Genomic DNA, 22919 nt, shown 5'->3' with positions numbered 1-22919 from the left:
ATCCATGCCGCGGTGGCGATGAATCATGTTCCGCTACGGGCGTCGAGGCCGGAGTTTTTCAGCGGCCTGTTAGTTGCGACTAACGGCAACTCTTCGGGGCAGTACGTTCAGCCGCAGTCGCCAGATATGCCTCAATAGCTGCCGTCTAAAACCTTCGCAGCATTTGGCAAAACGGGCTCGCAGCAGACTTAGTGCTCTGGTGCACGGAGATTGCTCGGCACCACCAAGACATACAAATGGCTAGGGCAAACCTCCGGCCCTTGCTCCTGCCACTCCGGGCTAGTCGCCTCGCGGCAACATGGTGGCAAGCGTCAGCACCGGTCCCGTCGGGCCTGCTGCTGGCGAGCCGCCCAGCGGTTCGTCCGAGATCGCGACCGTGGCGCCGGGCACCTGCTCCGCCAATTCGTCGGGCAGCGGAATTTCGGTCAGCGTGACGTCTTGCAGCAGGCCGATCGAGACCGGCGTATTGCTGCCTTCGGGGATCAGCCAGAGTTCGAGCGAGCGATCCTGTGGCAGCGTGCCCGCATCGCGCCGCACCATGAAGGTCTGGCTGTCGGGCGCGTAATGCGCCAGCAGCACCAGCTCTGGCGCGCGGATTTCCAGATCGGCCCACAGGTCGGGCGCATTCCCGGTATCGAGCATTCCCGAGAAGCTGACGCCCCAGGCGATGGCCGCAGCTGTAATGGCCCCGAGCAGATAGGGCACAAGCTGACGCCAGACCGGCTTGCGCACCGCGCCGAACAGCTGCGCCTCGAGACGGCGCAGAACCTGCGGCGGTGCCTCCTGCGGTGCGATCCCCTCCGCGAAGCTGGCGAAATATTCCTGCCAAGCGGCCACGTCCTGTTCCAGATCGCGATCATCCAGCAGACGCTTTTCGAACGCCTTGCGCTCTGGCGCCGGTAGCAGGCCGAGCACATATTCCGCCGCTGCGGCTTCCCAGCCGCCGGGGAAGTCTCTGGGAAGGTCATTGTCCGCCGGTCCGCTCATCGGCCAAGACACTCCCTGAGCTGCATCAGGCTGCGCCGCAGCCAGGTCCGCACGGTGTTGAGCTTGGTGCCGGTGGCCTCTGCGAGTTCCGCGTAGGAAAACCCGTCGAGATAGGCGCGGCGCACCATCTCGGCCCGCTCGGGCGGCAGTTCGGACAGGCAGCCATGCAGCGCGCGCGACTCGTCGCTGGCCTCGGCCTGCTGCGCGGGGCCCGGCCCCGGATCTGCGATCAGCTCTGCCGCGTCGATGGGCGCGTAGCGGCGCGCGCTCCCGGAGGCACGGCGTTTGTCGACGGCTGTGTTGCGCGCCAGCGTGATCAGCCAGGTCATCGGCGAATACCCGTTGACCCGGTACTGCCCGGCGCGTGTCCATATCTTGGCATAAGCTTCCTGCAACGCCTCCTCGGCCTGTCCCCTGTCGTTCAAGACACGCAGGCACACGCCAAAGAGTTTCGCAGAGGTCCGACCGTAAAGCGTGCGAAAGGCCGCACGGTCGCCCATGGCGATGCGCGAGATGAGGTCTTCAATCTCGGATAAGGGCGTGTTCACGTCCAACCTGCCTGCCGGGTGCGTTTTGCCAGAGCCTATCGCGGCGGCATTGGAACGGCAAACCCCAAAGCATGGGCCGGGCACTCTTGCCCTTGCGCCTGATATCGGGCACCACGGGGCGACAATTCTTGCAAGAAAGACCAGGGGCCGAAGATGAGCGATATCGACGTCAATGCGAAGCCGACCGAAGAGATCGCGGTGCGCGAAGTGTTCGGCATCGACACCGATATGGTGGTGCACGGATTTGCCGACCGCACCGATCGGGTGCCGGAGCTTGACAGCACTTACAAATTCGACCCCGACACCACGCTGGCCATCCTTGCAGGGTTCCGCAACAACCGCCGCGTGATGATCCAAGGCTACCACGGCACGGGTAAGTCGACCCATATCGAACAGGTGGCAAGCCGCCTGAACTGGCCGTCGGTGCGGGTCAACCTCGACAGCCACATCAGCCGGATCGACCTGATCGGCAAGGATGCGATCAAGCTGGTCGACGGCAAGCAGACCACGCAATTTCAGGAAGGCATCCTGCCCTGGGCCCTGCGCAACCCCTGCGCCATCGTGTTCGATGAATATGATGCGGGTCGCGCCGACGTGATGTTCGTGATCCAGCGCGTGCTGGAAACCGACGGCAAGCTGACGCTGCTGGATCAGAATCAAGTGCTGACGCCGCACAAGTATTTCCGCATCTTTGCCACAGCGAACACCGTCGGCCTTGGCGACACGACGGGCCTGTATCACGGCACCCAGCAGATCAACCAGGGCCAGATGGACCGTTGGTCGCTGGTGGCGACGCTCAATTACCTGAGCATCGATGCCGAGGTGAACATCGTTCTGTCGAAGGCGCCGCATTACAATAATGAGAAGGGTCGCAAGACCATTCGCCAGATGGTCACGGTGGCCGATTTCACCCGCCGCGCCTTCATGAACGGCGAGCTGTCGACGGTGATGTCGCCGCGCACGGTGATCGCATGGGCGCAGAATTCGGAAATCTTCCGCAATGTGGGCTACGCCTTCCGCCTGTCCTTCCTCAACAAATGCGACGAGCTTGAACGCCAGACCGTGGCAGAGTTCTACCAGCGCTGCTTTGATGAGGAACTGCCCGAGAGCGCCGCAAGCCTAAGCATCGCCTGACTTGATTGCCGCATCGACGGTATCGAGAGCCCTGCCCTTGTGGCGGGGCTTTTTACGTTCCCACGCCACGAAGGCGCAGCGCGCACAGCGCCATGCACCCGGCGAGAAGCATGAGCATCGAGGCCGGAAGCGGCACCGGTGCAAGCGGGGTCAGCAGAAAGGTCCGGTTGGCATCCGCGCTGAAAAAGCTGCCATCGGTATTGCCGAGGGCAAGGATCTGGCCCGCGTCATTGATGTCGACCGCCTCGATCAGCGAAATGCCGAGCGCCTGGTCGATGAGCGTATTGAGATCGACCATGCCGCCCTCCATCGCCCAGAAGAAGGCGGAAAACCCCGCCTCGTCGTCGCCCGCCGAGCCCACGACAATCCCCTCGTTGTTGAGCGCGCTCGGGGTAACGACCGAAAATCCAAGCGCACCCGACTCGACAGAGCGGTAATCACTGCCATCCAGATAAAAGCCAGACAGCACGTCGCCCGTGACCTCGCTGCCGGTGATCACTCCGAAATCGTTGATATCATTGCCCGATGTCAGCACCGTCGCGCCCGTATCGACCCGATCGTTCAGATCCAGCATCCCGGTCCCAAGGTCCCAGATGAAGGCATGCGGCAGATCGGACATGCCGTACTGCCATTCGACATCGCTTTGGCCGACCACCTGACCAGACTCGTTCAGGGCGTATGCGTAGGAATACCGGTAATCTGCCGAGTAAAGATGGCCGAGGTAGCGCTGAGACCCGTCCGCGAACCAAACGAAGGCCTCCTCATTGCTGAACCCGCTCCAGGCAATGCCGGCGCTCATTCCGCTGTCGTTGATATCGCGCGCGCTGGTCCTGAAGTTGGACATCTCCTCGCCGACACCACCCGCCCATTTCGTCGCGTTGGAATTGCCGGAGTCGTAATAGTCCCAGGCCGTGTGACCGACGGCGACATCATCGTTGTTCACGGCAAAGGCGATGCTGCAACAGTAGTGATCTTCGTCAGGCGGAAGCAGCCTCATCGCCGAGTCCTTGTAGATGAACCCGTAGGCACCGTCGCGGCCGACCACGGTTCCGGAACCATTCAGAGCGTTGCCAACCACCCTGTCTCCGATTTCAGTCACAGAATATGAGAGCGTTGCGGCTTGCGCGGTGCCAGTCAGTGCGAACAGCGCCACAGGCGCAAGGCGAAGAAAGGCCATTCCCGGTTCCTCCGAAGACAGGTCAGGATTGCCCCTGACGCGTGTCAGCTTTGCCTGATTCTACCTTTGATTGATAGCTTGACAGCCAATACAATCAGGTCGAACGCGTCCGTTCGGTGTTTTCACGGAATCTGAAGGTTTGCGTCGCAGGCTCACGGCATGACCAGATCACCCCTGATACGCCTGCTGTACGCCCGCATCTGCGCCCTGTTCTGCCTCTGGCTGGCGGCTGGCCCGGGCGCTGCCGAGACACAGGATCTTGCGGAAACCCACGAAGTCAGCCGAGGGCAAATGCTGCTGGCGGCGGATTACGCCGTCTGTCTGGGGCGGCTGACAGCGCTGCTGCAACATTCCTGGCTCATCCAGGACCCGCTCGCCGACGCGCTGGAACTCCGCCGCGACTGGGTCAGGGCGCTGTATGACGCCACGCGCCTTCCCCTTCCCGGCGAAACGCAGGCGGGGCGCGAACTCAACATGATGCTGCGTATCCGCGCCAAACGCGACCAGCTGGCGCTGCTCGAAACCGGCAGTTTCAACGACGACGCCCGCCGCGCCCGGCTCGCCGAAACCACGGCGATGAACCAGCTTTTCACCTGCCACCGGATGATCAACCGCTAGGGCTGCATTTGCCCCTTGCCAAGCTCCCGCCAAGGCGCGAAACCTGAGCGCATGGCAATGCGCGATGACAACCCCGCTGATCCCTTCAAGAAAGCTCTGGCCGAGGCAACAAAGGTCATGGCCGACGACCCCGATCTGTCGGTGAATTTCACCGTCGATCCATCGGGCGTCTCCGGCGACAACATGCGCCTGCCGCAGGTCAGCCGGCGCATGACCCGCGACGAGGTGCTGCTGGCGCGTGGCACCGCCGACGCGCTGGCGCTGTATCGCCGCTATCACGATGCGGGCACCCACGCACGTTACGCGCCGCCCGGCGACATGGCGCGCGAGCTTTACGAAGCGATGGAAACCGCCCGCTGCGAGGCGATGGGCGCGCGCGATATGCCCGGCACCGCCGGCAACATCGACGCCAAGATCGGCAACGAAGCGGCGCGTCGCGGCTATGGCCAGATCACCCAGGCGGCAGAGGCGCCCCTGCCGGTTGCGGCGGGCTATCTGATCCGCCATCTCGCCACCGGGCGCGATCTGCCCAAGGATGCCGCCCATGTCATGGAACTGTGGCGCGGCTTCATCGAGGATCAGGCCGGCGGCACGCTCGAAGGACTCGAAGACACGCTCGCCAATCAGGCCAGCTTTGCCAAGTTCGCCCGGCGCATGATCACCGATCTGGGCTATGGCGATCAGCTTGGCGAAGACCCAGATTCGCTCGACGAAGACAACAGCGACGAGGCCGAACCCGAAGGCGCCGAAGAGGACCAGCCCGACAGCAGCGGTGACGATGCCGACGATCAGGACGAGGCCGAGGCCTCTCCCGAGCAATCGCAGGACCAGACCCAGGATGCCAGCCAGGCCCAGGTCTCGACCGACGATCTCGCCGATCAGGAAATGGGCGAGGAAACCGAAATGCCCGAGGGTGACGCTCCGATGGAGCCGCCCGCCCCGGCGCCAGTGTCCGAGGCCGACCCGGAATACAAGGTCTACGACGGCGCCCACGACGAAGAGATCCCCGCTGAGGAACTTGCCGATCCGCAGGAGCTCGAACGGCTACGTGCCTATCTCGACCAGCAGCTCGAACCCCTCAAGGGCGCGGTGTCGCGGCTGGCCAACAAGCTGCAGCGCCGGCTTCAGGCCCAGCAGAACCGCAGCTGGGAATTCGATCTCGAAGAAGGCATCCTCGACGCAGGCCGCCTCGCCCGCGTCGTCGCCAACCCGACGACACCGCTCAGCTTCAAGATCGAGAAAGACACCGAATTCCGCGACACAGTGGTCACGCTGCTGCTCGACAACTCGGGATCGATGCGCGGGCGCCCGATCTCGATCGCCGCGATCTGTGCTGACGTTCTGGCCCGCACGCTGGAACGCTGCTCGGTCAAGGTCGAGATCCTCGGCTTTACCACCCGTGCGTGGAAAGGCGGCACCGCCCGTGAGAAATGGCTCAACGAAGGGCGCGAACAACAACCGGGGCGGCTCAACGATCTGCGCCACATCATCTACAAGCGCGCCGACGCGCCTTGGCGTCGGGTGCGAGACAACCTTGGGCTGATGATGAAAGAGGGGCTGCTCAAGGAAAACATCGACGGCGAGGCACTGGAATGGGCGCACCGCCGCATGATCTCCCGCCCCGAGGCCCGCAAGATCCTGATGGTGATTTCCGACGGTGCCCCGGTCGATGATTCGACTCTGTCGGTGAACCCGGCGAATTACCTGGAAAAACACCTGCGCGACGTGATCGCTATGGTCGAACGGCGCAAGCAGGTGGAATTGCTCGCCATCGGCATTGGTCATGACGTGACGCGCTACTATAACCGCGCGGTCACGATCACCGACGTCGAACAGCTTGCCGGCGCGATGACCGAACAGCTTGCCGCGCTGTTCGACAGCGATCCGCGCGCCCGGGCCCGCTTCATGGGCATCCGCCGGGCAGGGTAATGGAACGATTGGGGGCGCTGCCCCCCTTGGCCTTATGGCCAATTCCCCCCGGTGTTTATTCGGCAAGATGAAGCGCAACGCCGCCCCTTCATCTTGCCCTTAAACTCCGGGGGTGCGGGGGCTGGCCCCCGCCTCGGCGCTCACAAAGCGCACACCATCAAGGAAAGGCGCAGCATGTATCAGCAGTTCACCGAAACCGCCCATCCGGATCAGGGTCCCATGCGTCTCGAACGGCTGCGCGGATTGTTCGATGCGCGGCAAATCGACGGTTTCATCGTTCCTCGGGCCGATGCCCATCAGGGCGAATATGTTGCACCACATGATGACCGTCTGGCATGGCTGACCGGCTTCACCGGCTCTGCGGGCTACTGCGTTGCCTTGCGCGACGTTGCCGGGGTCTTTGTCGATGGCCGATATCGGGTGCAGGTCAAGGCGCAGGTGGCCGATGTCTTCACTCCCGTCGACTGGCCCGAGACCGGCCTTGCCGAGTGGATCTCGGACAAGCTGCCCGATGGCGGCAGCATAGGTATCGACCCTTGGCTGTTCTCGGTCGAACAAGTGCGCCGCCTTGAGGCCGACCTGCGCGGCGTAGAACTACGCTTCACCGACAACCTCATCGATGCGATCTGGGAAGATCAACCTGCGCCGCCCATGGGGGCGGTCTTTGCGCAGGACGTCAGCCTTTCGGGCGAATCCCATGACGACAAGATCGCCCGTCTGGCACGGGATCTGGGGGCGGCTTGCTGTGTTCTCACGCTGCCCGACAGCATCGCCTGGCTGCTCAACATCCGCGGCAGCGACATCCCGCGCAACCCGGTGCCGCACAGCTTTGCCCTGCTCAACGCCGACGGTACGGTCGAGCTGTTCATCGCCGAAGAAAAGCTGGCAAAGCTTGGCGCACATCTCGGAGAGCGGGTCTCGATCCTGCCACCGGACGGCTTCCTTGCGGCCATCGCAACGTTGGAGGGACGTGTGCGCATCGATCCGGCCACCTGCCCCGTTGCCGTCGCCGATGCGCTTCGTGGCACCAAGATCATCGAGGCTCCGGATCCTTGCCTGCTGCCCAAGGCCTGCAAGAACACCGCCGAGCTTGCCGGTGCCCGCGCCGCCCATCTGCGCGACGGCGCGGCGATGGTGCGTTTTCTTGCATGGCTCGACCGGCAGACGCCCGGCAGCTTTACCGAAATCGACGCGGTGAAGGCACTGGAAGCCGAACGCCGCGCCACCAACGCGCTGCGCGACATCTCGTTCGAGACGATTTCGGGTGCCGGGCCAAATGGCGCCATCGTGCATTACCGCGTCACCGAGGCGACAAACCGCGTGGTGAACGCGGGTGATCTGCTGCTGATGGACAGCGGCGGCCAATATGTCGACGGCACCACCGATATCACCCGCACCATCGCCATCGGCACCCCGGGCGATACCGAGAAAGACAGCTTTACCCGTGTGCTCAAGGGCATGATCGCGCTGTCCCGGCTGCGCTTCCCGCGTGGCCTTGCCGGGCGTGACATCGACGCACTGGCGCGCGCCGCGCTCTGGCAGGCGGGGCTTGATTATGGGCATGGCACCGGGCATGGCGTGGGAGCGTATCTTAGCGTGCACGAAGGGCCCGCGCGCATCGCCCGCACCGGCACCGTCCCCCTTGCGCCGGGCATGATCCTTTCGAACGAACCGGGCTTCTATCGCGAGGGGGCTTATGGTATCCGTATCGAGAACCTCATCGCGGTCGAAGACGCGCCGCCCCTGCCGGGGCAGACGGTGCCCGCGATGCTGCGTTTCGAAACCCTGACATGGGTGCCGATCGATCGCAGGCTGATTGTGCCAGATCTGCTGACCGAAGAAGATCGTGACTGGCTCAATGCCTACCACGCGGAAGTCCTCGTCAGGATTGGTCCGCTGGTCGACACGGAAGACGCGGCATGGCTCGCCCGCGCCTGCGCTCCTTTCTGAGCGCAACAGGCTGCGGCGTCGCCTCGCCGAACAGACACAAGCACGCGGCGCGCCTGCGCCGTAATGACACAACACTGTCGCATTCCGATTGGTATATCATCCGGGGTGCAAACGGGGAGAGAAGACATGTTGAAACATATCAAGGTCCGGCCGACGAACGGCACATGGGTGATCCGCGCCGGCGGCGCTGTCCTTGGCGAAAGCAGCCGCGCGATGGAGTTGACCGAAGGCGACATGCCCTTTGTGATTTATTTCCCGCGCGAGGATATCGCCACAGCGTTTCTTGAGCCGTCCGACTACCGGACCCGCAACCAGTGGCTTGGCGAGGCCACCTATTACAACATCGCATCAAAAAGCCGGACCTACGAAAACGCCGTCTGGTCCTATGAGAACCCGACCGATGAGGGCGCGGCGCTTCGGGGCTATCTTGCGTTTCATGTTCAGGATGGCGTTGCCGTCGAACTGGTCTGACGCGCATTTCCCGAATGTGAAAAGGCCCCCGATCCGGGGGCCTTTTTCGTATCAGCTATCCTGCTTGGGATAGATGAACCCGTTGATCGGGTATGGTTTGCCAAAGCTCCCCGGATTGCTCTCCACCCGCACCGAACTCCAGTCATTGCGCGGCGAGATATCCTCGACCAACATGCCAAGCGATACCTTGTTGCGGTTCCAGTTGGCATGGTCGATCTTGAGCCTGCGTTCCGACACCACCTCGGAGACCACCGCGACGTGACCCATGCTCATGCCCGAGGTGCCGGCAAAGGCCATGACAGCGCCAACCACCGGCTTGCGACCGCGATCATAGACCCCCGCCGCCTTGCCCCACCATGTGTTGGCGTTGCCGCGAATATTGACACCGCTGGCATTGCGGGCGAAGGGCACGCACCACACGCGGGCCCCCTTGTTCTGAAGCGCCTTCACCTCGCGCAGCGCCATGGCGCGGCGATCAAGGTCAAGTCCGCCTTCAGAGGCATATCGGATATCGGGGGTGGGGTTGCTGGAACAGGCCGCAACGGCCGTCATCAACACACACATCAAAGGAAGGGCGAGACGTGCCCTCCGGTTGCCGTTCACACTCATTCTGTCCCTCGAAGAGTTTGGATCTGCCCTGCCTCGTGTGTCCCGAAGCTCAGTCACATCTTTTTACGATCACTTAACCAAAAGAAAGGGTGCGTGATCGCGATGCGCGGAAATCCGCGCAGACCCAGACACATCCGGGAACCATTTCGTGCAGGAACTTGACGCCTCAGCTGTGTTCTTCGGCAGCGGTGGCCGCAAGCGCGCGGTTATAGGCCTTGAGCGCGTCGACATGGAACAGCGCCCCCTGCAGAAGCGGCTCCTGGGTTTGCGCATCCAGCGTCACCACCGGCAGGAAGGCCACGCCGGATTTGTCAAAACGCGGCAGCGCGGTTTCCAGCGTCGCCGTGGTTTTAACATAAAGCCCCTGATCGATCATCCGCAGGCAGGCTTCCTCGTCTGCCGCGCCCGGATCGTCGATCTTGCGCATCACCCCGGCAACGCGGAACATCGCCAGGAGATAGCTTTGCGGCCCGGCGGCCAGATGCACCTTGCGCCGCTCCAGCTGGGTCAGGAAGAAGCTGCGATTGACCAGACGCGACGCCACGGCGGTGGACATCGACACCGACACCATCACCGCAAGCCCGGTCTGCCAGTCCCCGGTCAGTTCGAACACGATCAGCGTGGTCGAGATCGGCGCGCCCAGAACCGCCGCCGCCACGGCGCCCATCCCCGCAAGCGCATACAGCGTGAAGGCCGAACTCTGCTCGGGGAACAGGCTGGTAGCGATATGGGCAAAGGTCAGCCCGGTCAGCGCGCCCACCATCAACGAAGGAGAAAACACGCCGCCGCCCATGCGCCCTGCCATGGTGATCGACACCGCCGCCACCTTGACCACGCAAAACACAAAGGCCGCGCCAAGCCCTAGCCCGCCGGTCAGCGCCAGCGAGGTCGTCTCATAGCCAACGCCGATGATATGCGGGAACTGGATCGCAAGCGCGCCCAGCAACAGCCCGGCCAGTGCCGGGCGCAGCACCAGCGGCAACCCCAGCCATTTCTGCACGCGATTGCCGAAATCGTCGGACCAGAAGATCGCCCGCATCATCAGCACCGCCACCAGCCCGCACACCATCCCCATCAGGAAGAACGCCGGCAACTCGAGATAGAATTCGACCGTGGTGGTGCCGGGCAGCAGGAATTCGGTCACATCGCCAAAGGCGAGCCGGTTGATGACGGTGCCCGCAGCGCTGGCCACGACGATCGGGGCAAAGGCATGCAGCGCGAAATGGCGTAGCACCACTTCGAGCCCGAACAGCGCCCCGGCGATGGGCGCGTTGAAGCTGGCAGACACCGCCGCTGCCACCGCACAGCCAAGCAGATCGCGCCCGGTAATGCCGTCGACTCTCAGCCGGTTCGAGGTCCAGCTGGCGATCATCGCGGCGATATGGACAACGGGGCCCTCGCGGCCCGTAGAACCCCCGGTTGAAAGGGTTATCCATGAACACAACGCAGAGGCGATACCCGCCTTCTTTTCCACCCGCCCGTCGTTCAGCGCCGCCCCTTCGATCACATCGGAAACCGACCGCACCCGCCCGTCCGGGGTGAAGTACTGCACAATGATTCCGACGACGATGCCCCCGGTCACGGGGATCAGCAGCACCCAGATCCACGGCAGGGTGCTGGCAAAACTCGCCAGCGTATTGACATCTTCGGTGCCGTAAAGAAACGCCTGCAAGCGGCTGATTGCAAACCGAAACACTGTCGCTGCGCAGCCGGATGCAATGCCGACGAACAGCGCGACGAACCAAAAGCTCACCTGCCCCGGTGCCTTGTGTCGCATTGTGTTCCAGCCCCGCCCGAAGCTGCTGGTCATTTCCGTCCATTGGCGGGAAAATGCCCGGACCATCGCCACGTCCCCTTTGGCTTTTCGAAGGCGCATGGCAAGGGTAACATCAACCGATTGCTCGGAGGTATTCATGACCATCGCCACGGCGCTCGACGCTCTTTCCTCCCTGTTAGGCGAACGGCTCAGTCGCTCCAAGTCAGAACTGGAACTTCATGCGCGCTCGGAATCGTATTTTCCGCCGGTGGTTCCCGATGCGATCGCCTATCCGCAGAGCCTGAGCGATGTGCAGGGGCTGGTGAAGATCTGCGCCGAGCATCGCTGCCCGATGATCGGCTGGGGCGCGGGCACCTCGCTAGAAGGCCACGGGCTGGCGGTGCGCGGCGGCGTGGTGGTTGATTTCACCCGGATGAACAAGCTGCTGGAACTGCGCCCCGCCGACATGGATGTCACGGTGCAGCCGGGCGTCACCCGCGAGGCGCTGAACGAAGAGCTGCGGGCGACGGGGTTGTTCTTTCCGGTCGATCCGGGGGCGAATGCCACGCTGGGCGGCATGGCGATGACCCGCGCCTCGGGCACCACCACGGTGCGCTATGGCTCGATGCGCGACAATGTGCTGGGCATGCAGGTCGTTCTGGCCGACGGGCGGGTGATCCGCACCGGCACCCGCGCCCGCAAATCCGCCGCGGGCTACGATCTGACGGCGCTAATGCTGGGCTCGGAGGGCACGCTGGGCCTTGTCACGGAACTGACGCTGAAGCTGCACGGCATACCCGAGGCGACCAGCGCGGGCATCTGCGCCTTTCCCGATATGCACGCGGCAGTTTCGGCGGTGATGGAGACGATCCAGATGGGCATCCCCATGGCCCGCATCGAATTTGTCGATGCGGCCACGGCGCGGGCCTTTACTGCCTATTCCGGCATGGCAATGTCCGAGGCACCGCATCTGCTGGTGGAATTTCACGGCTCGGACGCCAGCGTGGCGCAGGACGCGGAACGCTTTGCCGAGATTGTCGCCGATCACGGGGCTTCGACCTTCCGCTGGTCGGCGCGCGAGGAAGAGCGCCGCGCGCTCTGGGCGCTGCGCCACAACGGCTATTACGCCATCCTTGCCAGCCGCAAGGGCGCGCGGGCGCTGGTCACCGATATCTGCGTGCCCATCTCGCGTCTTGCCGATGCGGTCGAGCAGACGCAGGCCGATATCGCGGCAAGCCTGATCCCCGGCCCGATTCTGGGCCATGTCGGCGACGGCAACTTCCACGCCATCCTGCTGATCAACCCGGATCAACCCGCCGAGATCGAAGAAGCCAAGCGCCTGTCGCATCGCATGGCAGAGCGCGCGCTGGCGCTTGGCGGCACCTGTACCGGTGAACATGGCATCGGCATGGGCAAGACCGGCTATATGCGCGCCGAGCATGGCGATGGCTGGGATGTGATGGGCCAGATCAAGACCGCGCTTGACCCGATGAACCTGATGAACCCCGGCAAGCTGGTGCCCGCCCGCTAAGGCAGCAGTTCGCCGCGCCCGGGTGGCGCATAGTTGCGCCAGAGCTTGCCTCTGCCCCGCGTGCGGCGCATCGCTTTGATGCGGCAACCCTATCGAGCCGCCCCGGAAAAGGACTCTGCAGATGCCATCCGCCCCCGATACCAACCTCTGGCAGGCCAGCGCGCGCGAGCATGTCTCGGGCGCACCGTTCGACGCTGATGCCGTGGTCGATCTTGCGATCATCGGGGGCGGCTTTACCGGCTGTTCGGCGGCGCTGGAAGCGGCGCGGCGCGGCGCGAAAGTGGCGCTGTTCGAGGGGCGCAAGATCGGGCATGGCGGCTCGGGGCGCAATGTCGGGCTGGCCAATGCCGGGCTGTGGCTCAAGCCCGACGAGATCACCGCAAAGCTGGGCGCTGGCCCTGGCCGGGCGCTGATCGACCGGCTTGGCGGCGCGCCCGATCAGGTGTTTGGCCTGATCGCGCGCGAGGGCATCCGCTGCGAGGCCACCCGCAATGGCACGCTGCACTGCGCCCATGCCCCCACGGGGATGGACGATCTGCGCGAGCGGCATCGGCAAGGCAATGCCGCCGGTGCACCGTTGCAACTGCTGGACGCCGCCGAGGCGCAGGCCCGCACCGGCAGCAATGCGGTGCATGGGGCGCTGTTCGATCCGCGCGCCGGCACCATCCAGCCTCTAAGCTATGTGCGTGGCCTCGCCCGCGCCGCGCAGCAGGCGGGCGCAACCCTGCACGAGGCCAGCCCGGTGAGCAGCGTGGCGCCGGACGGCAGCGGCTGGCGCATCACCTGCAACGGGCACAGGCTGCGCGCCGGGGCGCTGCTGCTGGCGTCGGGGGCCTATCACCTGCCGCTGGGCGGGCCGCCCGCGCCCGCCTATGTGCCGGTCTGGTACGGCCAGTTCGCCACCGTGCCGATGCCGCAGCCAGCGCGGGCCAAGATCCTGCCCCGGCTCGAAGGCTGCTGGGATACCGCGCTGGTAATGTCGTCCTTTCGCACCGACAACGATGGGCGGATGATCATCGGCGCCATGGGCAATCTGGACGGCCCCGGCGCGGGCATCCACGCCGCATGGGCCCGCCGCAAACTGGCGCAACTGTTCCCGGAACTGGCCGATCTGCCGTTTGTCCACGGCTGGAGCGGGCGCATCGCCATGACCTCGGATCACATCCCCAAGATCACCGCGCTTGGCGAAACCGGGCTTGGCTGCCACGGCTATTCCGGGCGCGGCATCGGCCCCGGCACGGTGTTCGGCACGGCCTGCGCCGAGGCGCTGCTAAGCGGGGATCGCGCGGGCCTGCCGGTGGCCCCGGTGCCGCGCCACGACGAAAGCCTGACGGCGCTCAAGGCCGGCTATTATGAATTCGGCGCAACCCTGACCCATGCGATAAGCGCGCGCTGAGCCGGGTCAGGTCAGTAGCAACACCAGCCCCGGCACCGCTGTCAGCAGCGCCACCCGCAAGATATCCATCACCACAAACGGGCCGAGCCCGCGAAAGATCGTGCTTAGCGGTACGTCTGGCACCACCGAGCGCAGCACAAAGGCATTCATCCCGACAGGCGGCGTGATGTAGGAAATCTCGGTCACCATGACCACGAAGATGCCGAACCAGATCAGGTCAATCCCCTGCGCGGCAACGATGGGATAGAACACCGGCACCGTGAGCATGATCATCGACAGGCTCTCCAGCAGGCACCCCAGCACGAGGTAGATGCAAAGGATCACCAGAATGGTCGTGGTCGGGCTGTCTCCGAACAGTGCCAGAAAGGCCTGAATGTCGGCGGTCATACCCGACATGTTGACATAATTGGTAAAGGTCAGCGCCCCGAACAGGATGAAGAACATCATCGAGGTGGTCTTCATGGTGTCGTACAGCACCGCGATCATTCTGTCCTTGCTGAACTTTCCGCTGAGCAGCACCAGAAGAAACGCGCCCCCCGCGCCCATCCCGGCGCTTTCGGTCGGGGTGAACACGCCCAGATAGATGCCCCCCATCACGAACACGAACAGGGCCAGCGCCCCCGCCGTGCCCTTCAGCGCCCGAATGCGATCCATCAGCGGCAGCTTTGGCTCAACCGGCAAGTCGATCTTTCCCAGCGCGATGGACAGCCGCACCGCGATGGCATAGCCGATGACACCGATCACGCCGGGGATCAGCCCGGCCAGAAACAGCTTGCCGATGTCCTGCTGTGTCAGGATGCCGTAGAACACAAGGATCACCGAGGGCGGAATGAGAATGCCCAGCGTGCCCCCCGCGGCAATCGAGGCGGTCGACAAGCGGTCAGGATAGCCAAAGCGCCGCATCGAGGGCAGCGCGATCCGCGTCATCGTCGCCGCCGTCGCCATCGACGAGCCGCACACCGAAGAAAACGCCCCGCAGGCCACCACCGTCGCCATGGCCAGCCCGCCCTTGCGGTGGCGCAGCCATGCATAGGCCGAGGTATAAAGCTCTTCGGCGATCCCCGATTGCACCACGAAATTGCCCATCATCAGGAACAGTGGCAACACCGACAGCGAATACTCCCGCCCATTGTCGAAAAACGCGCTGCCAATCAGCGACAACGCCGGAGACCAGCCGATGATCGCGGCGACCCCGGCCAGACCGACCCCGGCCAGCGCCATCGAAATTGGTACGCCCAGCAGCAGCAGCACGGTCAGCACCGCCATTCCCGTCGGCCAGTGTTCCATCTCAGTCTTTCCGGAAGAGGCGCGGCAGCGGCATCAGCGCGGTGATCAGCGCCCCGGCCCCGGTGCACAGCGCGCAGAAATAGCCCAGCGGTGCGATCGGAAGGCGCAGGCTGTTGGTCGCCCCGCCATAGCTGCCGATCTGCCCCGCATAGATCCAGATGCGCCAAGTCACCAGCGCCAGCACCACGCCGGAAAACAGCCCCGCCAGCGCCAACCGCCACGGCTGCACCCAAGGCGGCATCCGGTCGGTCAGCAGATCGACGCTGACATGCTCTTCGGCCAGCGCCACGGCGGGAAGGCCAAGGAAGATGACGGCGGCCAGCAGCAGCTCGGTCAGCTCGGTCGCCCCGATCAGCGGCGCATTGAACAGATAGCGCCCGATCACGTCCACCACCGTCAGCGCCATCAGCGCCATCAACAGCACACCGCCGAGCGCGGCCAGCGCCACGCGCAGTGCCCCCGCAGGGGCACCGTGATCAATTGGGGCAGGCCGGGTCATTGGCTGGCGGTTTCCGTCGCGATTTCCGCCTTGAGCATGTCATAGGCCGCCTGAGCATCGATCCCGGTCTCTGCGGCCTCGTCAAGCTTGGCCTGCACCAGCGGCGACAAGGCGCCCTCCCATGCGGCAAGCTGGGCCTCGGTTGCGGGGAAAATGTCGATTTCACCTTCCATCGCGGCCTTGCCCTTGGCATCGGCGGCATCCCACATCTTGCCCGCCATCCGCGCCAGGGCCTCGCCGGTGACGCTGTCGATAGCCTCTTGCTGCTGCGGCGTCAGGCTGTCCCACTTGGCCTTGTTCATGATGACGTAGAACGAGGTGTTGTACAGCCCGCCCGGCACCGCAATCGCCTGATCAAGCTGCGGGATCAGCTTGAAGAAATTCACCGACTCATAGGGAAAGAAAATCCCGTCGGCGACGCCTTGGCTCAGCAGCTCATAGGCCTTGGTAGACGGCCCCTCCACCGGAACAGCGCCAAGCGCACTGGCAACCTCGTGAACGATGCCGCCGCCGACACGGATCTTCTTGCCCTTCAGCACATCGGGGCTGCTCAGATCGCCCTCCTTGACAAAGATCTCGCCCGGCCCGTGGCTGAACACCCCCAGAACCTTGACCTGATCGTATTCGCCCGCATCCTTCAACATAGCGTCAAACACCCGCCAATAAGCAACCGAGATCGCCTCGGCCGTCTCGCCGAGGAACGGCAATTCGACGATATTGGTGGTCTTGAAGCGGCCGGGAGTGAATCCCTGCACGCCAAAGGTGATGTCGGCGACGCCGTTGACGGCGAAATCGAAATGCGCGGGCGGCGGCCCCAGCGGCGCGGGAAGAATGTTGGCGGTGACCTCGCCGCCGGTTGCTTCGGCGATTTTCTCGGTCATCGGCACAATCAGGTCCGAGACCAGAGGATGCGACGGCGGCAACCAGTTGGCGACTGTCAGCATGGTCTGGGCCGAGGCAGCCCCGGCAAGGCTCAGCGTCAACGCGGTTGCGATCATCAGGTGTTTCATCGGTCTGTCCCAATTGGTTGTCCCCGGATGCGCATAGGGGGCGCGATCCTGCTGGCCCATCTCTTGAGCAATCCGCTCCCGGACGCAAGGCCCGCCCCCTCGCCTGGAGCGATTGCGAGCCCCGCAGAGACCTTCCCGCCCAAAATTCGACGACGCGCCCGGCCGCAGGGTTCCGCCTGCCTCCGGCGGGGATATTTAAGGCCAGAAGAAACCAAGGCGCGGCACCCCTGCTTCTTCTGGCCTTAAATATCCCGGGGGGAGCGCGACGCGCGGGGGGCAGCGCCCCCCCTACGCCCTCGCCGCACGCTCCAGCGCCGGATAGCGTGCGCCAAGAGACAGGCCTCGCGCTACGAACGAGATCAGCATCGCAAGCCATAGCCCATGATTGCCCATCGGGCCGATCAGCAGCAACACGGCGCACAGATAGATCCCTGACGACAGGATCATCATGTTACGCATGTCGCGCGATCGCGTGGCACCGATGAAGATGCCGTCGAACATGATCAGCCCAAGCTGCGCGACAGGCGCGGCCACCATCCATGGCAGATACAGTCGCGACGCCTCGCGCACCTGCGGATCCTTCGCCATCAGATCCACCAGCCACGGCCCCCACCACCAGAACACCCCTGCCAGCAACATTGCCACCCCCGCGGCCCAGAGGCTCGTCACTACTGCACTGCGCCGCAAGGCCGACACCCGGCCGGCCCCGAAGGCGCGGCCAACCAGTGCCTCGGCCGCATAAGCAAACCCATCCAGAGCATAGCTGGTGATCATGAGGAATTGCAGCAGCACCTGATTGGACGCCAGAGTGACATCTCCGAACCGGCCACCGAGCAGCAGAAACGACACGAAGATCGATTGCAGCAGCAGCGAGCGGATCAGGATGTCAACATTCACCGACGCCATGCGCAGCAGCCGCGCCTTGTCGAACACCCGTGCCCAGGCCCGTGCCGCCGGGTCGCGCAGCGCTTCGCGGCACAGCCACAGGCCCATGACCAGCCCCGAGATTTCGGCGATGGCGGTGGCCAGCGCCACACCTTCGACCCCAAAGCCGAGGACCGGCACGAACAGCAGGTCTAGCCCCACGTTCACCCCGTTCATCATAAGCTGCAGCGCGAACACCGCCCGTGTTCGCTCTTGCGCGATGAGCCAGCCGGTGATGCCGTAGATCGCCACGGCTGCGGGCGAAGACCAGATGCGGATGCCCATGTAAGACCTTGCCAGACGCTCGACCTCATCCGAGGCTGGCGACACCGCGAAGGTGCCGGCAAAGATCAGCGGCTGCAGCACGATCAGCGCAACCCCTCCGGCCAGGCCGATCAACAGCGCACGAGTCAGAAGCGCGGTGACTTCGCCATGATCGCCAGCCCCGGCCGCCTGCGCTGCGAGCCCCACCGTGCCCATGCGCAGGAAACCGAAAATCCAGTAGACCGCCGACAGCACGATGGCGCCGACGCCCACCGCGGCGATCGGTTCCGCCTGCGGGATCTGGCCGACCACGCCGGTATCCACCGCCCCGAGGATCGGGATCGTCACGTTCGACAGCAGGATCGGCAACGCGATCTTCAGAACGCGCGCATGTGTGACGGGTGTACCAGCATCCGGAGCGGTCATCATGGGCCTCGCGTGTCAACTTGCCCGGAGCGCTAACCGATTGCCGCGCCCGGAACAATCATTCGCAGGCATTCAAATTGCCCTAGCCTTCGCGTGGCATCAGAAAATGTGCGTTCGACGACGCGATGGGCCGTGCGTGATTGTCCTGCCATGCCTCGGCCCGCACCGAGGCATAGCGCCGGCCCGACCGGGTCACGGTGGCACGCGCATAGGCATCGCGCGGCAACCCCGTGCGCAGGTAGTCGACGCTGAAGTCGATGGTCTTGGGCAGGCGCGGCAATGCTTCGGGGCTAAGTGCACCGCTTTCCACATCTTCCCAGAGCAGCGACCAGCTGAGCGTAATGATCGAGGTCACCTCGAGAAAGGCCGCCGTCACGCCGCCATGCAGCGCCGGCAGCAGCGGGTTGCCGATCAGCTTGCCGTCAAAATTCAGCACCCCGGTCAATTCGTCGCCGCGCCGATCGAACGTGATGTTCAGAAACCGGATGTAGGGCACGCGTCCGGCCAAGGTCGCCAGCGCGGCGTCGCGGCGCTGTTTGACCACCTGCATCGGCTCGGGGGCCGGACGGCTCATGGCTTGGCCTCGACGGTAAAGGTGCCGGTGGCGGTGGCCACGGGCCGGTCCGGATCGTCGTCATGCGCCGTGGCCCGCACGAAGGCGACCGAGCGCGTCACGTGGTGGCATTCGGCCCGCGCGGTGATCGCCTGCCCCGGCGTCGCCCCGCGCAGATAATCGATGCGCAGCCCGATGGTCGCCGTGCCGCCGGCGTTGCCCGGGTGCGAAATCGTCGCCGCGCCGCCGCAGGTGTCCATCAGCGTCGACACCGCGCCGCCATGGATCACCCCGGTTTCAGGATCGCCCACCAGCGCCTCGGCATAGGGCATCCGGATCACCGCAACGCCGCCCTGCATCTCGAGAATCTCGAGCCCGAGCGCCTGCGCCTGCGGGATCGCCTCCATGAAACGGCGGGCAGTCTCGGTGTGATCGGTGCTCATCGGGGTCTCTTTCGCTGCAAGTTGCGACCTTTATGAAAGCCCCGCCCCTGCCCTGCAAGAGGCGGTTGCTCTGTCCTTGCGCCGGGGATACCGTCCGGCCCGAGGGCAAGGAGGAGCAGATGAGCGACACCCGTCTCAGCTTCAGGGAAATGTGCGAGCGGTTCGAGGTGACCCCCCGCACCCTGCGCTATTATGAATACATCGAACTGCTCTCGCCCGAGCGCGAGGGGCGTGCGCGCTGGTACGGCGCGCGCGAAGTGGCCCGCATGGTGCTGATCCTGCGCGGGCGCAAGTTCGGCTTTCAGCTCGAGGACATCCGGCAGTGGCTCGAGATGCGCGACCGGCAGGGCTCCGAGGCACAGATGCGCGCCTGGGTCGACATGGCCGATCGGCAGATGAAGGAGCTGGCCGAGCAGCGCCGCCAGCTTGACGAGGCGATGGCCGAGCTGCGCAAGCTGCGCGACGAAACCGCGGCCTCGCTGCCCTGACAGCGAGTCGTCATCGGAACCCAGCCTCGCATCGAATCCAAGGGAAACCGTTTTAAAAGCGGAATCAAAGCGCTTTTAAGCGTATTTTGGCCTGATCGGCGTGTCTTTGCCGGCAAGGATATTTCGGCGAATACCGACTGACCGTAAAGGAAGTTACGTCACCCCCAGATGTGACGTTACGTCCCTGTTACGTAAACCAAAATCCCCATTGTATGTTTTATAACGAGGGGGCACCTGACGCTGATGATAACGCTAGGTGAGGCCAGAAGAGCAATGAGCGAAGACACGGCAATGAGCATCCGCGAGATGTGCGATCTTTTCGAGGTGACCCCGCGCACCTTGCGCTTTTATGAACAGAAGGAACTGATCTTTCCGCAACGCGTCGGCCAGAAACGTCTGTACAGCCGTCGTGATCGCGCCCGCCTCAAGCTGATCCTGCGTGGCAAGCGCTTTGGCTTCAGCCTCGAGGAAATCCGCCAGTTGCTTGAGCTGTACCATGTCGGCGACCAGCAGCAGACCCAGATCGAGCGCACTTACGAGATCGCCCGCAAGCGGCTCGACGATCTGCTCAAGGAGCGCGAAGATCTGGATGCGGCGATCAAGGATCTGAAGGATCAACTTGCCTGGGGTGAAAAGATGCTCACACAATTGGAGCAGAAAAAGGCAGGCTAAGGTGCCCGCGGTCAGGAGGAGGCCGCCGCCCGACGCCACAGGAGGAGGATACCGATGCCAAGCTACACCGCTCCCGTCCGGGACATGCAATTCGTGCTGCACGAGATGCTGGAGGTCAGCCAAGCCGGTATTCCGGGTTACGAGGATCTTGACCGCGACACCACGCAGGCGATCCTCGACGAGGCCGGCAAGCTGGCCTCTGGCGTGCTCGCGCCGCTGAATGCGGTGGGCGATGCACAGGGCTGTCGCTTGGAAAACGGCGTGGTGTGCACCCCCGACGGATTCCGTGCCGCCTTCGATCAGCTGCGACGCGGTGGCTGGACGGCGCTGGACTGCGACCCCGAGTATGGCGGTCAGGGGCTTCCCTACCTGATGTCGACCGCGGTCGGCGAGATTCTGAGCGCGGCGAACATGGCCTTCAACATGTACGCCGGGCTGACACATGGCGCCTATAACGCCATCCACGCCCATGGCTCACCCGAGCAGAAGGCGATGTACCTGCCGAAACTGGTCAGCTGCGACTGGGGCGGCACGATGAACCTGACCGAACCGCACTGCGGCACCGATCTGGGGCTGATCCGCACCAAGGCCGAGCCGCAGGACGATGGCAGCTATGCGATCACCGGTACCAAGATCTGGATTTCCGCTGGCGAGCACGATTTGTGCGACAACATCATCCACCTCGTGCTGGCCCGGATCCCCGGCGGCCCCGAGGGGATAAAGGGGCTTTCGCTGTTCATCGTCCCGAAATTCCTCGTCAACGAGGACAGCTCGCTGGGCGCGCGCAATACACTGGAGTGCGTTGGGCTAGAGCACAAGATGGGTATTCATGGCAACGCCACCTGCGTGATGAGCTATGAGGGCGCCGAAGGATGGCTGATCGGTGAGCCGCATAAGGGGATGCGCGCCATGTTCACCATGATGAACGAGGCTCGGCTGGGCGTCGGCCTGCAAGGCTATGCACAGGGTGCGGTGGCCTATCAGAACGCACTGGCCTTTGCCAAAGAGCGCCAGCAAGGCCGGGCCGTAACCGGCATCGCCGCTCCTGACGCGCCGGCCGATCCCATCATCGTGCACCCCGACGTGCGGCGTGGGCTGATGGACCAGAAGGCGATCACCGAAGGCGCGCGCGCCTTTGTCTTCTGGGGGGCGAGCCTGATCGACCGGGCGCAGCGCTGCAACGACCCCGATGCCGAAGGGCTGATCTCGTTGCTCACGCCGGTGATCAAAGGGTTCCTGACTGACAAGGGGTTCGAGACCTGCGTGCTGGCCCAGCAGACTCCGGGCGGCGCCGGGTTTACCCGCGATCTGGGACTGGAACAGTTCGTGCGCGATGCGCGCATCACCATGATCTACGAAGGAACCAACGGCATCCAGTCGCTGGACCTTGTCGGGCGCAAGCTGGCGGCGGACGGCGGCAAGCACGTCATGGCGTTTTTCGATCTGGTCAAGACCTTCATCGCCGAGAACAAGGGCGATGAAGCCTTCGAGGCGCAGTTCCTGACCCCGCTCAAATCCGCGTCGAAAGATCTTCAGGCGGCGGCGATGTTCTTCATGCAGAAGGGCATGACCTCGCCGGACGAGGCCTTGGCGGGCTCGTATGACTTCATGCATCTCTTCGGGCATGTCTGCCTCGGGTTGATGTGGGCCCGCATGGCCAGGGCTGCGGGAAAGGCGATGGGCTCAGGCGGTGACACGGCGTTTCTGCAAGCAAAGATCGCGACGGGCCGCTATTACATGGCGCGCCAGTTGCCCGCGACAAAGCTGCACCTCGCCCGGATCGAGAGCGGCGCCGCGCCGGTGATGGCTCTTGACCCGGCGGCGTTCTGAGGCAGACGCAAGGTGCGAGTGCCCGAGGAGACCGACATGCCGAAGCGCTTCCGCCTCACCCGCCGCTTTTCTGTCGCCATGACCGAAGACGGCTACTGTGGCCTCAGGAAGTTTGCGTCCGATGCAGGGCTGGATGAAGGCGAGGCGCTGCCCTTCCTCTTCAAACATGACGACAGAGTAACTGATGGTGAATTGCTGGCCCACTGATTGCGGCTGCCAAACGCCGAACTGGATGAGCGTAAACGCTGAAGGCACCCCACAGAACCGGCACCAGCGCCCGGATCATAGCAAAGGACCGGGGGTTTCACACCCCCGGACCCCCGGGGGGTTTTTTGGGGAGGTGGAATTTGAGTGCGGGGCAACCACCCCCCACGTCTTAATGGGCGGCCCCCCGCGGGCGCCCCCCCCCCCCCCCCC

At 64.2% G+C, this 22919-nt stretch carries 22 protein-coding genes; 11 read left to right on the top strand and 11 right to left on the bottom strand.

All coding sequences use genetic code 11. The features are described from left to right. Nucleotides 1–279: 279 nt before the first annotated feature. Both Q4543_RS20720 and Q4543_RS20715 read right to left on the bottom strand, forming a co-directional pair. Nucleotides 280–987, bottom strand: coding sequence for an anti-sigma factor (locus tag Q4543_RS20720; RefSeq protein WP_303441478.1), 708 nt, complete (start codon nt 985–987; stop codon nt 280–282). Beyond that, complete coding sequence (locus Q4543_RS20715; RefSeq protein WP_303441476.1) at nt 984–1535, bottom strand: sigma-70 family RNA polymerase sigma factor; 552 nt, start codon at nt 1533–1535, stop codon at nt 984–986. Before Q4543_RS20715 ends, Q4543_RS20720 begins: the two co-directional genes overlap by 4 nt. A gap of 153 nt (nt 1536–1688) precedes the next feature. Between Q4543_RS20715 and cobS the strand changes: the two genes are divergently transcribed. Continuing rightward, a complete protein-coding gene (gene cobS, locus Q4543_RS20710; protein WP_216004902.1) occupies nt 1689–2669 on the top strand; it encodes a cobaltochelatase subunit CobS in 981 nt (326 codons plus the stop codon). A gap of 52 nt (nt 2670–2721) precedes the next feature. Here the strand turns inward: cobS and Q4543_RS20705 are convergent, their stop codons facing one another. Next, nucleotides 2722–3822 (bottom strand): DUF3466 family protein, encoded by a 1101-nt coding sequence (locus Q4543_RS20705; RefSeq protein WP_303441474.1) that lies wholly within the window; start codon nt 3820–3822, stop codon nt 2722–2724. Between the two features lie 183 nt (nt 3823–4005). Between Q4543_RS20705 and Q4543_RS20700 the strand changes: the two genes are divergently transcribed. The 4 genes from Q4543_RS20700 (at nt 4006) to Q4543_RS20685 (ending at nt 8814) form a co-directional block, all read left to right on the top strand. Beyond that, nucleotides 4006–4464: a hypothetical protein gene (locus Q4543_RS20700; RefSeq protein ID WP_303441472.1), complete on the top strand. Its 459-nt coding sequence runs from the start codon at nt 4006–4008 to the stop codon at nt 4462–4464. 51 nt (nt 4465–4515) lie between these two features. Further along, entirely contained in the window at nt 4516–6393 is a 1878-nt protein-coding gene (gene cobT, locus Q4543_RS20695; RefSeq protein ID WP_303441470.1) for a cobaltochelatase subunit CobT, read from the top strand. 174 nt (nt 6394–6567) lie between these two features. Continuing rightward, nucleotides 6568–8343: an aminopeptidase P family protein gene (locus tag Q4543_RS20690; protein ID WP_303441468.1), complete on the top strand. Its 1776-nt coding sequence runs from the start codon at nt 6568–6570 to the stop codon at nt 8341–8343. Nucleotides 8344–8469: 126 nt separating this feature from the next. After that, a complete protein-coding gene (locus Q4543_RS20685) occupies nt 8470–8814 on the top strand; it encodes a DUF427 domain-containing protein (RefSeq protein WP_216004907.1) in 345 nt (114 codons plus the stop codon). 51 nt (nt 8815–8865) lie between these two features. Here Q4543_RS20685 and Q4543_RS20680 read toward each other — a convergent pair whose 3' ends face one another. Together Q4543_RS20680 and Q4543_RS20675 are read right to left on the bottom strand one after the other, a co-directional pair. Further along, complete coding sequence (locus Q4543_RS20680; RefSeq protein ID WP_303441465.1) at nt 8866–9366, bottom strand: CHAP domain-containing protein; 501 nt, start codon at nt 9364–9366, stop codon at nt 8866–8868. A gap of 223 nt (nt 9367–9589) precedes the next feature. After that, entirely contained in the window at nt 9590–11233 is a 1644-nt protein-coding gene (locus Q4543_RS20675; RefSeq protein ID WP_303441464.1) for a chloride channel protein, read from the bottom strand. Nucleotides 11234–11336: 103 nt separating this feature from the next. Between Q4543_RS20675 and Q4543_RS20670 the strand changes: the two genes are divergently transcribed. Beyond that, nucleotides 11337–12710 carry an FAD-binding oxidoreductase gene (locus tag Q4543_RS20670; protein WP_303441462.1) on the top strand — a complete coding sequence of 458 codons (1374 nt, stop codon included), beginning with the start codon at nt 11337–11339 and terminating at the stop codon, nt 12708–12710. A gap of 121 nt (nt 12711–12831) precedes the next feature. Next, nucleotides 12832–14106 carry an FAD-binding oxidoreductase gene (locus tag Q4543_RS20665; RefSeq protein ID WP_303441460.1) on the top strand — a complete coding sequence of 425 codons (1275 nt, stop codon included), beginning with the start codon at nt 12832–12834 and terminating at the stop codon, nt 14104–14106. A 6-nt stretch (nt 14107–14112) separates the two neighbouring features. Here Q4543_RS20665 and Q4543_RS20660 read toward each other — a convergent pair whose 3' ends face one another. The 6 genes from Q4543_RS20660 to Q4543_RS20635 form a co-directional block, all read right to left on the bottom strand. After that, a complete protein-coding gene (locus Q4543_RS20660; protein ID WP_303441459.1) occupies nt 14113–15393 on the bottom strand; it encodes a TRAP transporter large permease in 1281 nt (426 codons plus the stop codon). Between the two features lies 1 nt (nt 15394). Beyond that, on the bottom strand, nt 15395–15892 hold the full coding sequence (locus Q4543_RS20655) for a TRAP transporter small permease (protein WP_303441457.1): 498 nt from the start codon (nt 15890–15892) through the stop codon (nt 15395–15397). Beyond that, a complete protein-coding gene (locus Q4543_RS20650; RefSeq protein WP_303441456.1) occupies nt 15889–16902 on the bottom strand; it encodes a TRAP transporter substrate-binding protein in 1014 nt (337 codons plus the stop codon). Before Q4543_RS20650 ends, Q4543_RS20655 begins: the two co-directional genes overlap by 4 nt. A gap of 288 nt (nt 16903–17190) precedes the next feature. Then, nucleotides 17191–18516, bottom strand: coding sequence for an MATE family efflux transporter (locus Q4543_RS20645; RefSeq protein ID WP_303441454.1), 1326 nt, complete (start codon nt 18514–18516; stop codon nt 17191–17193). 82 nt (nt 18517–18598) lie between these two features. Then, nucleotides 18599–19090 carry a PaaI family thioesterase gene (locus Q4543_RS20640; RefSeq protein ID WP_303441452.1) on the bottom strand — a complete coding sequence of 164 codons (492 nt, stop codon included), beginning with the start codon at nt 19088–19090 and terminating at the stop codon, nt 18599–18601. Further along, nucleotides 19087–19512 carry a PaaI family thioesterase gene (locus tag Q4543_RS20635; protein WP_303441450.1) on the bottom strand — a complete coding sequence of 142 codons (426 nt, stop codon included), beginning with the start codon at nt 19510–19512 and terminating at the stop codon, nt 19087–19089. The genes Q4543_RS20640 and Q4543_RS20635 overlap by 4 nt, the downstream gene beginning before the upstream one ends. A 119-nt stretch (nt 19513–19631) precedes the next feature. Here Q4543_RS20635 and Q4543_RS20630 point away from each other — a divergent pair, with 119 nt between their 5' ends. The 4 genes from Q4543_RS20630 to Q4543_RS20615 all read left to right on the top strand — a co-directional run bounded on the left by Q4543_RS20630 (nt 19632) and on the right by Q4543_RS20615 (nt 22709). Beyond that, the gene (locus Q4543_RS20630; RefSeq protein ID WP_216004917.1) at nt 19632–20000 is read left to right on the top strand and encodes a MerR family DNA-binding transcriptional regulator; all 369 of its coding nucleotides are present in this window, start codon (nt 19632–19634) and stop codon (nt 19998–20000) included. A gap of 273 nt (nt 20001–20273) precedes the next feature. Beyond that, entirely contained in the window at nt 20274–20672 is a 399-nt protein-coding gene (locus Q4543_RS20625; RefSeq protein WP_216004918.1) for a MerR family DNA-binding transcriptional regulator, read from the top strand. Between the two features lie 54 nt (nt 20673–20726). Next, a complete protein-coding gene (locus tag Q4543_RS20620; protein ID WP_303441447.1) occupies nt 20727–22502 on the top strand; it encodes an acyl-CoA dehydrogenase C-terminal domain-containing protein in 1776 nt (591 codons plus the stop codon). A gap of 36 nt (nt 22503–22538) precedes the next feature. Next, nucleotides 22539–22709 carry a hypothetical protein gene (locus Q4543_RS20615; RefSeq protein ID WP_303441446.1) on the top strand — a complete coding sequence of 57 codons (171 nt, stop codon included), beginning with the start codon at nt 22539–22541 and terminating at the stop codon, nt 22707–22709. Nucleotides 22710–22919: the final 210 nt, after the last annotated feature.

Origin of the sequence: Salipiger sp. 1_MG-2023 (assembly GCF_030547555.1) — a bacterium.
Classification (GTDB): domain Bacteria; phylum Pseudomonadota; class Alphaproteobacteria; order Rhodobacterales; family Rhodobacteraceae; genus Salipiger.
This window is presented reverse-complemented; position numbering and strand designations above follow the sequence as displayed.

What these genes read in the sequence shown, in the direction of transcription:
- Q4543_RS20720 (WP_303441478.1), bottom strand. Translation starts at nt 987, where the DNA reads ATGAGCGGACCGGCGGACAATGACCTTCCCAGAGACTTCCCCGGCGGC.
- cobS (WP_216004902.1), top strand. Translation starts at nt 1,689, where the DNA reads ATGAGCGATATCGACGTCAATGCGAAGCCGACCGAAGAGATCGCGGTG.
- Q4543_RS20700 (WP_303441472.1), top strand. Translation starts at nt 4,006, where the DNA reads ATGACCAGATCACCCCTGATACGCCTGCTGTACGCCCGCATCTGCGCC.
- cobT (WP_303441470.1), top strand. Translation starts at nt 4,516, where the DNA reads ATGGCAATGCGCGATGACAACCCCGCTGATCCCTTCAAGAAAGCTCTG.
- Q4543_RS20690 (WP_303441468.1), top strand. Translation starts at nt 6,568, where the DNA reads ATGTATCAGCAGTTCACCGAAACCGCCCATCCGGATCAGGGTCCCATG.
- Q4543_RS20685 (WP_216004907.1), top strand. Translation starts at nt 8,470, where the DNA reads ATGTTGAAACATATCAAGGTCCGGCCGACGAACGGCACATGGGTGATC.
- Q4543_RS20680 (WP_303441465.1), bottom strand. Translation starts at nt 9,366, where the DNA reads ATGACGGCCGTTGCGGCCTGTTCCAGCAACCCCACCCCCGATATCCGA.
- Q4543_RS20675 (WP_303441464.1), bottom strand. Translation starts at nt 11,233, where the DNA reads ATGACCAGCAGCTTCGGGCGGGGCTGGAACACAATGCGACACAAGGCA.
- Q4543_RS20670 (WP_303441462.1), top strand. Translation starts at nt 11,337, where the DNA reads ATGACCATCGCCACGGCGCTCGACGCTCTTTCCTCCCTGTTAGGCGAA.
- Q4543_RS20665 (WP_303441460.1), top strand. Translation starts at nt 12,832, where the DNA reads ATGCCATCCGCCCCCGATACCAACCTCTGGCAGGCCAGCGCGCGCGAG.
- Q4543_RS20660 (WP_303441459.1), bottom strand. Translation starts at nt 15,393, where the DNA reads ATGGAACACTGGCCGACGGGAATGGCGGTGCTGACCGTGCTGCTGCTG.
- Q4543_RS20655 (WP_303441457.1), bottom strand. Translation starts at nt 15,892, where the DNA reads ATGACCCGGCCTGCCCCAATTGATCACGGTGCCCCTGCGGGGGCACTG.
- Q4543_RS20650 (WP_303441456.1), bottom strand. Translation starts at nt 16,902, where the DNA reads ATGAAACACCTGATGATCGCAACCGCGTTGACGCTGAGCCTTGCCGGG.
- Q4543_RS20645 (WP_303441454.1), bottom strand. Translation starts at nt 18,516, where the DNA reads ATGACCGCTCCGGATGCTGGTACACCCGTCACACATGCGCGCGTTCTG.
- Q4543_RS20640 (WP_303441452.1), bottom strand. Translation starts at nt 19,090, where the DNA reads ATGAGCCGTCCGGCCCCCGAGCCGATGCAGGTGGTCAAACAGCGCCGC.
- Q4543_RS20635 (WP_303441450.1), bottom strand. Translation starts at nt 19,512, where the DNA reads ATGAGCACCGATCACACCGAGACTGCCCGCCGTTTCATGGAGGCGATC.
- Q4543_RS20630 (WP_216004917.1), top strand. Translation starts at nt 19,632, where the DNA reads ATGAGCGACACCCGTCTCAGCTTCAGGGAAATGTGCGAGCGGTTCGAG.
- Q4543_RS20625 (WP_216004918.1), top strand. Translation starts at nt 20,274, where the DNA reads ATGAGCGAAGACACGGCAATGAGCATCCGCGAGATGTGCGATCTTTTC.
- Q4543_RS20620 (WP_303441447.1), top strand. Translation starts at nt 20,727, where the DNA reads ATGCCAAGCTACACCGCTCCCGTCCGGGACATGCAATTCGTGCTGCAC.
- Q4543_RS20615 (WP_303441446.1), top strand. Translation starts at nt 22,539, where the DNA reads ATGCCGAAGCGCTTCCGCCTCACCCGCCGCTTTTCTGTCGCCATGACC.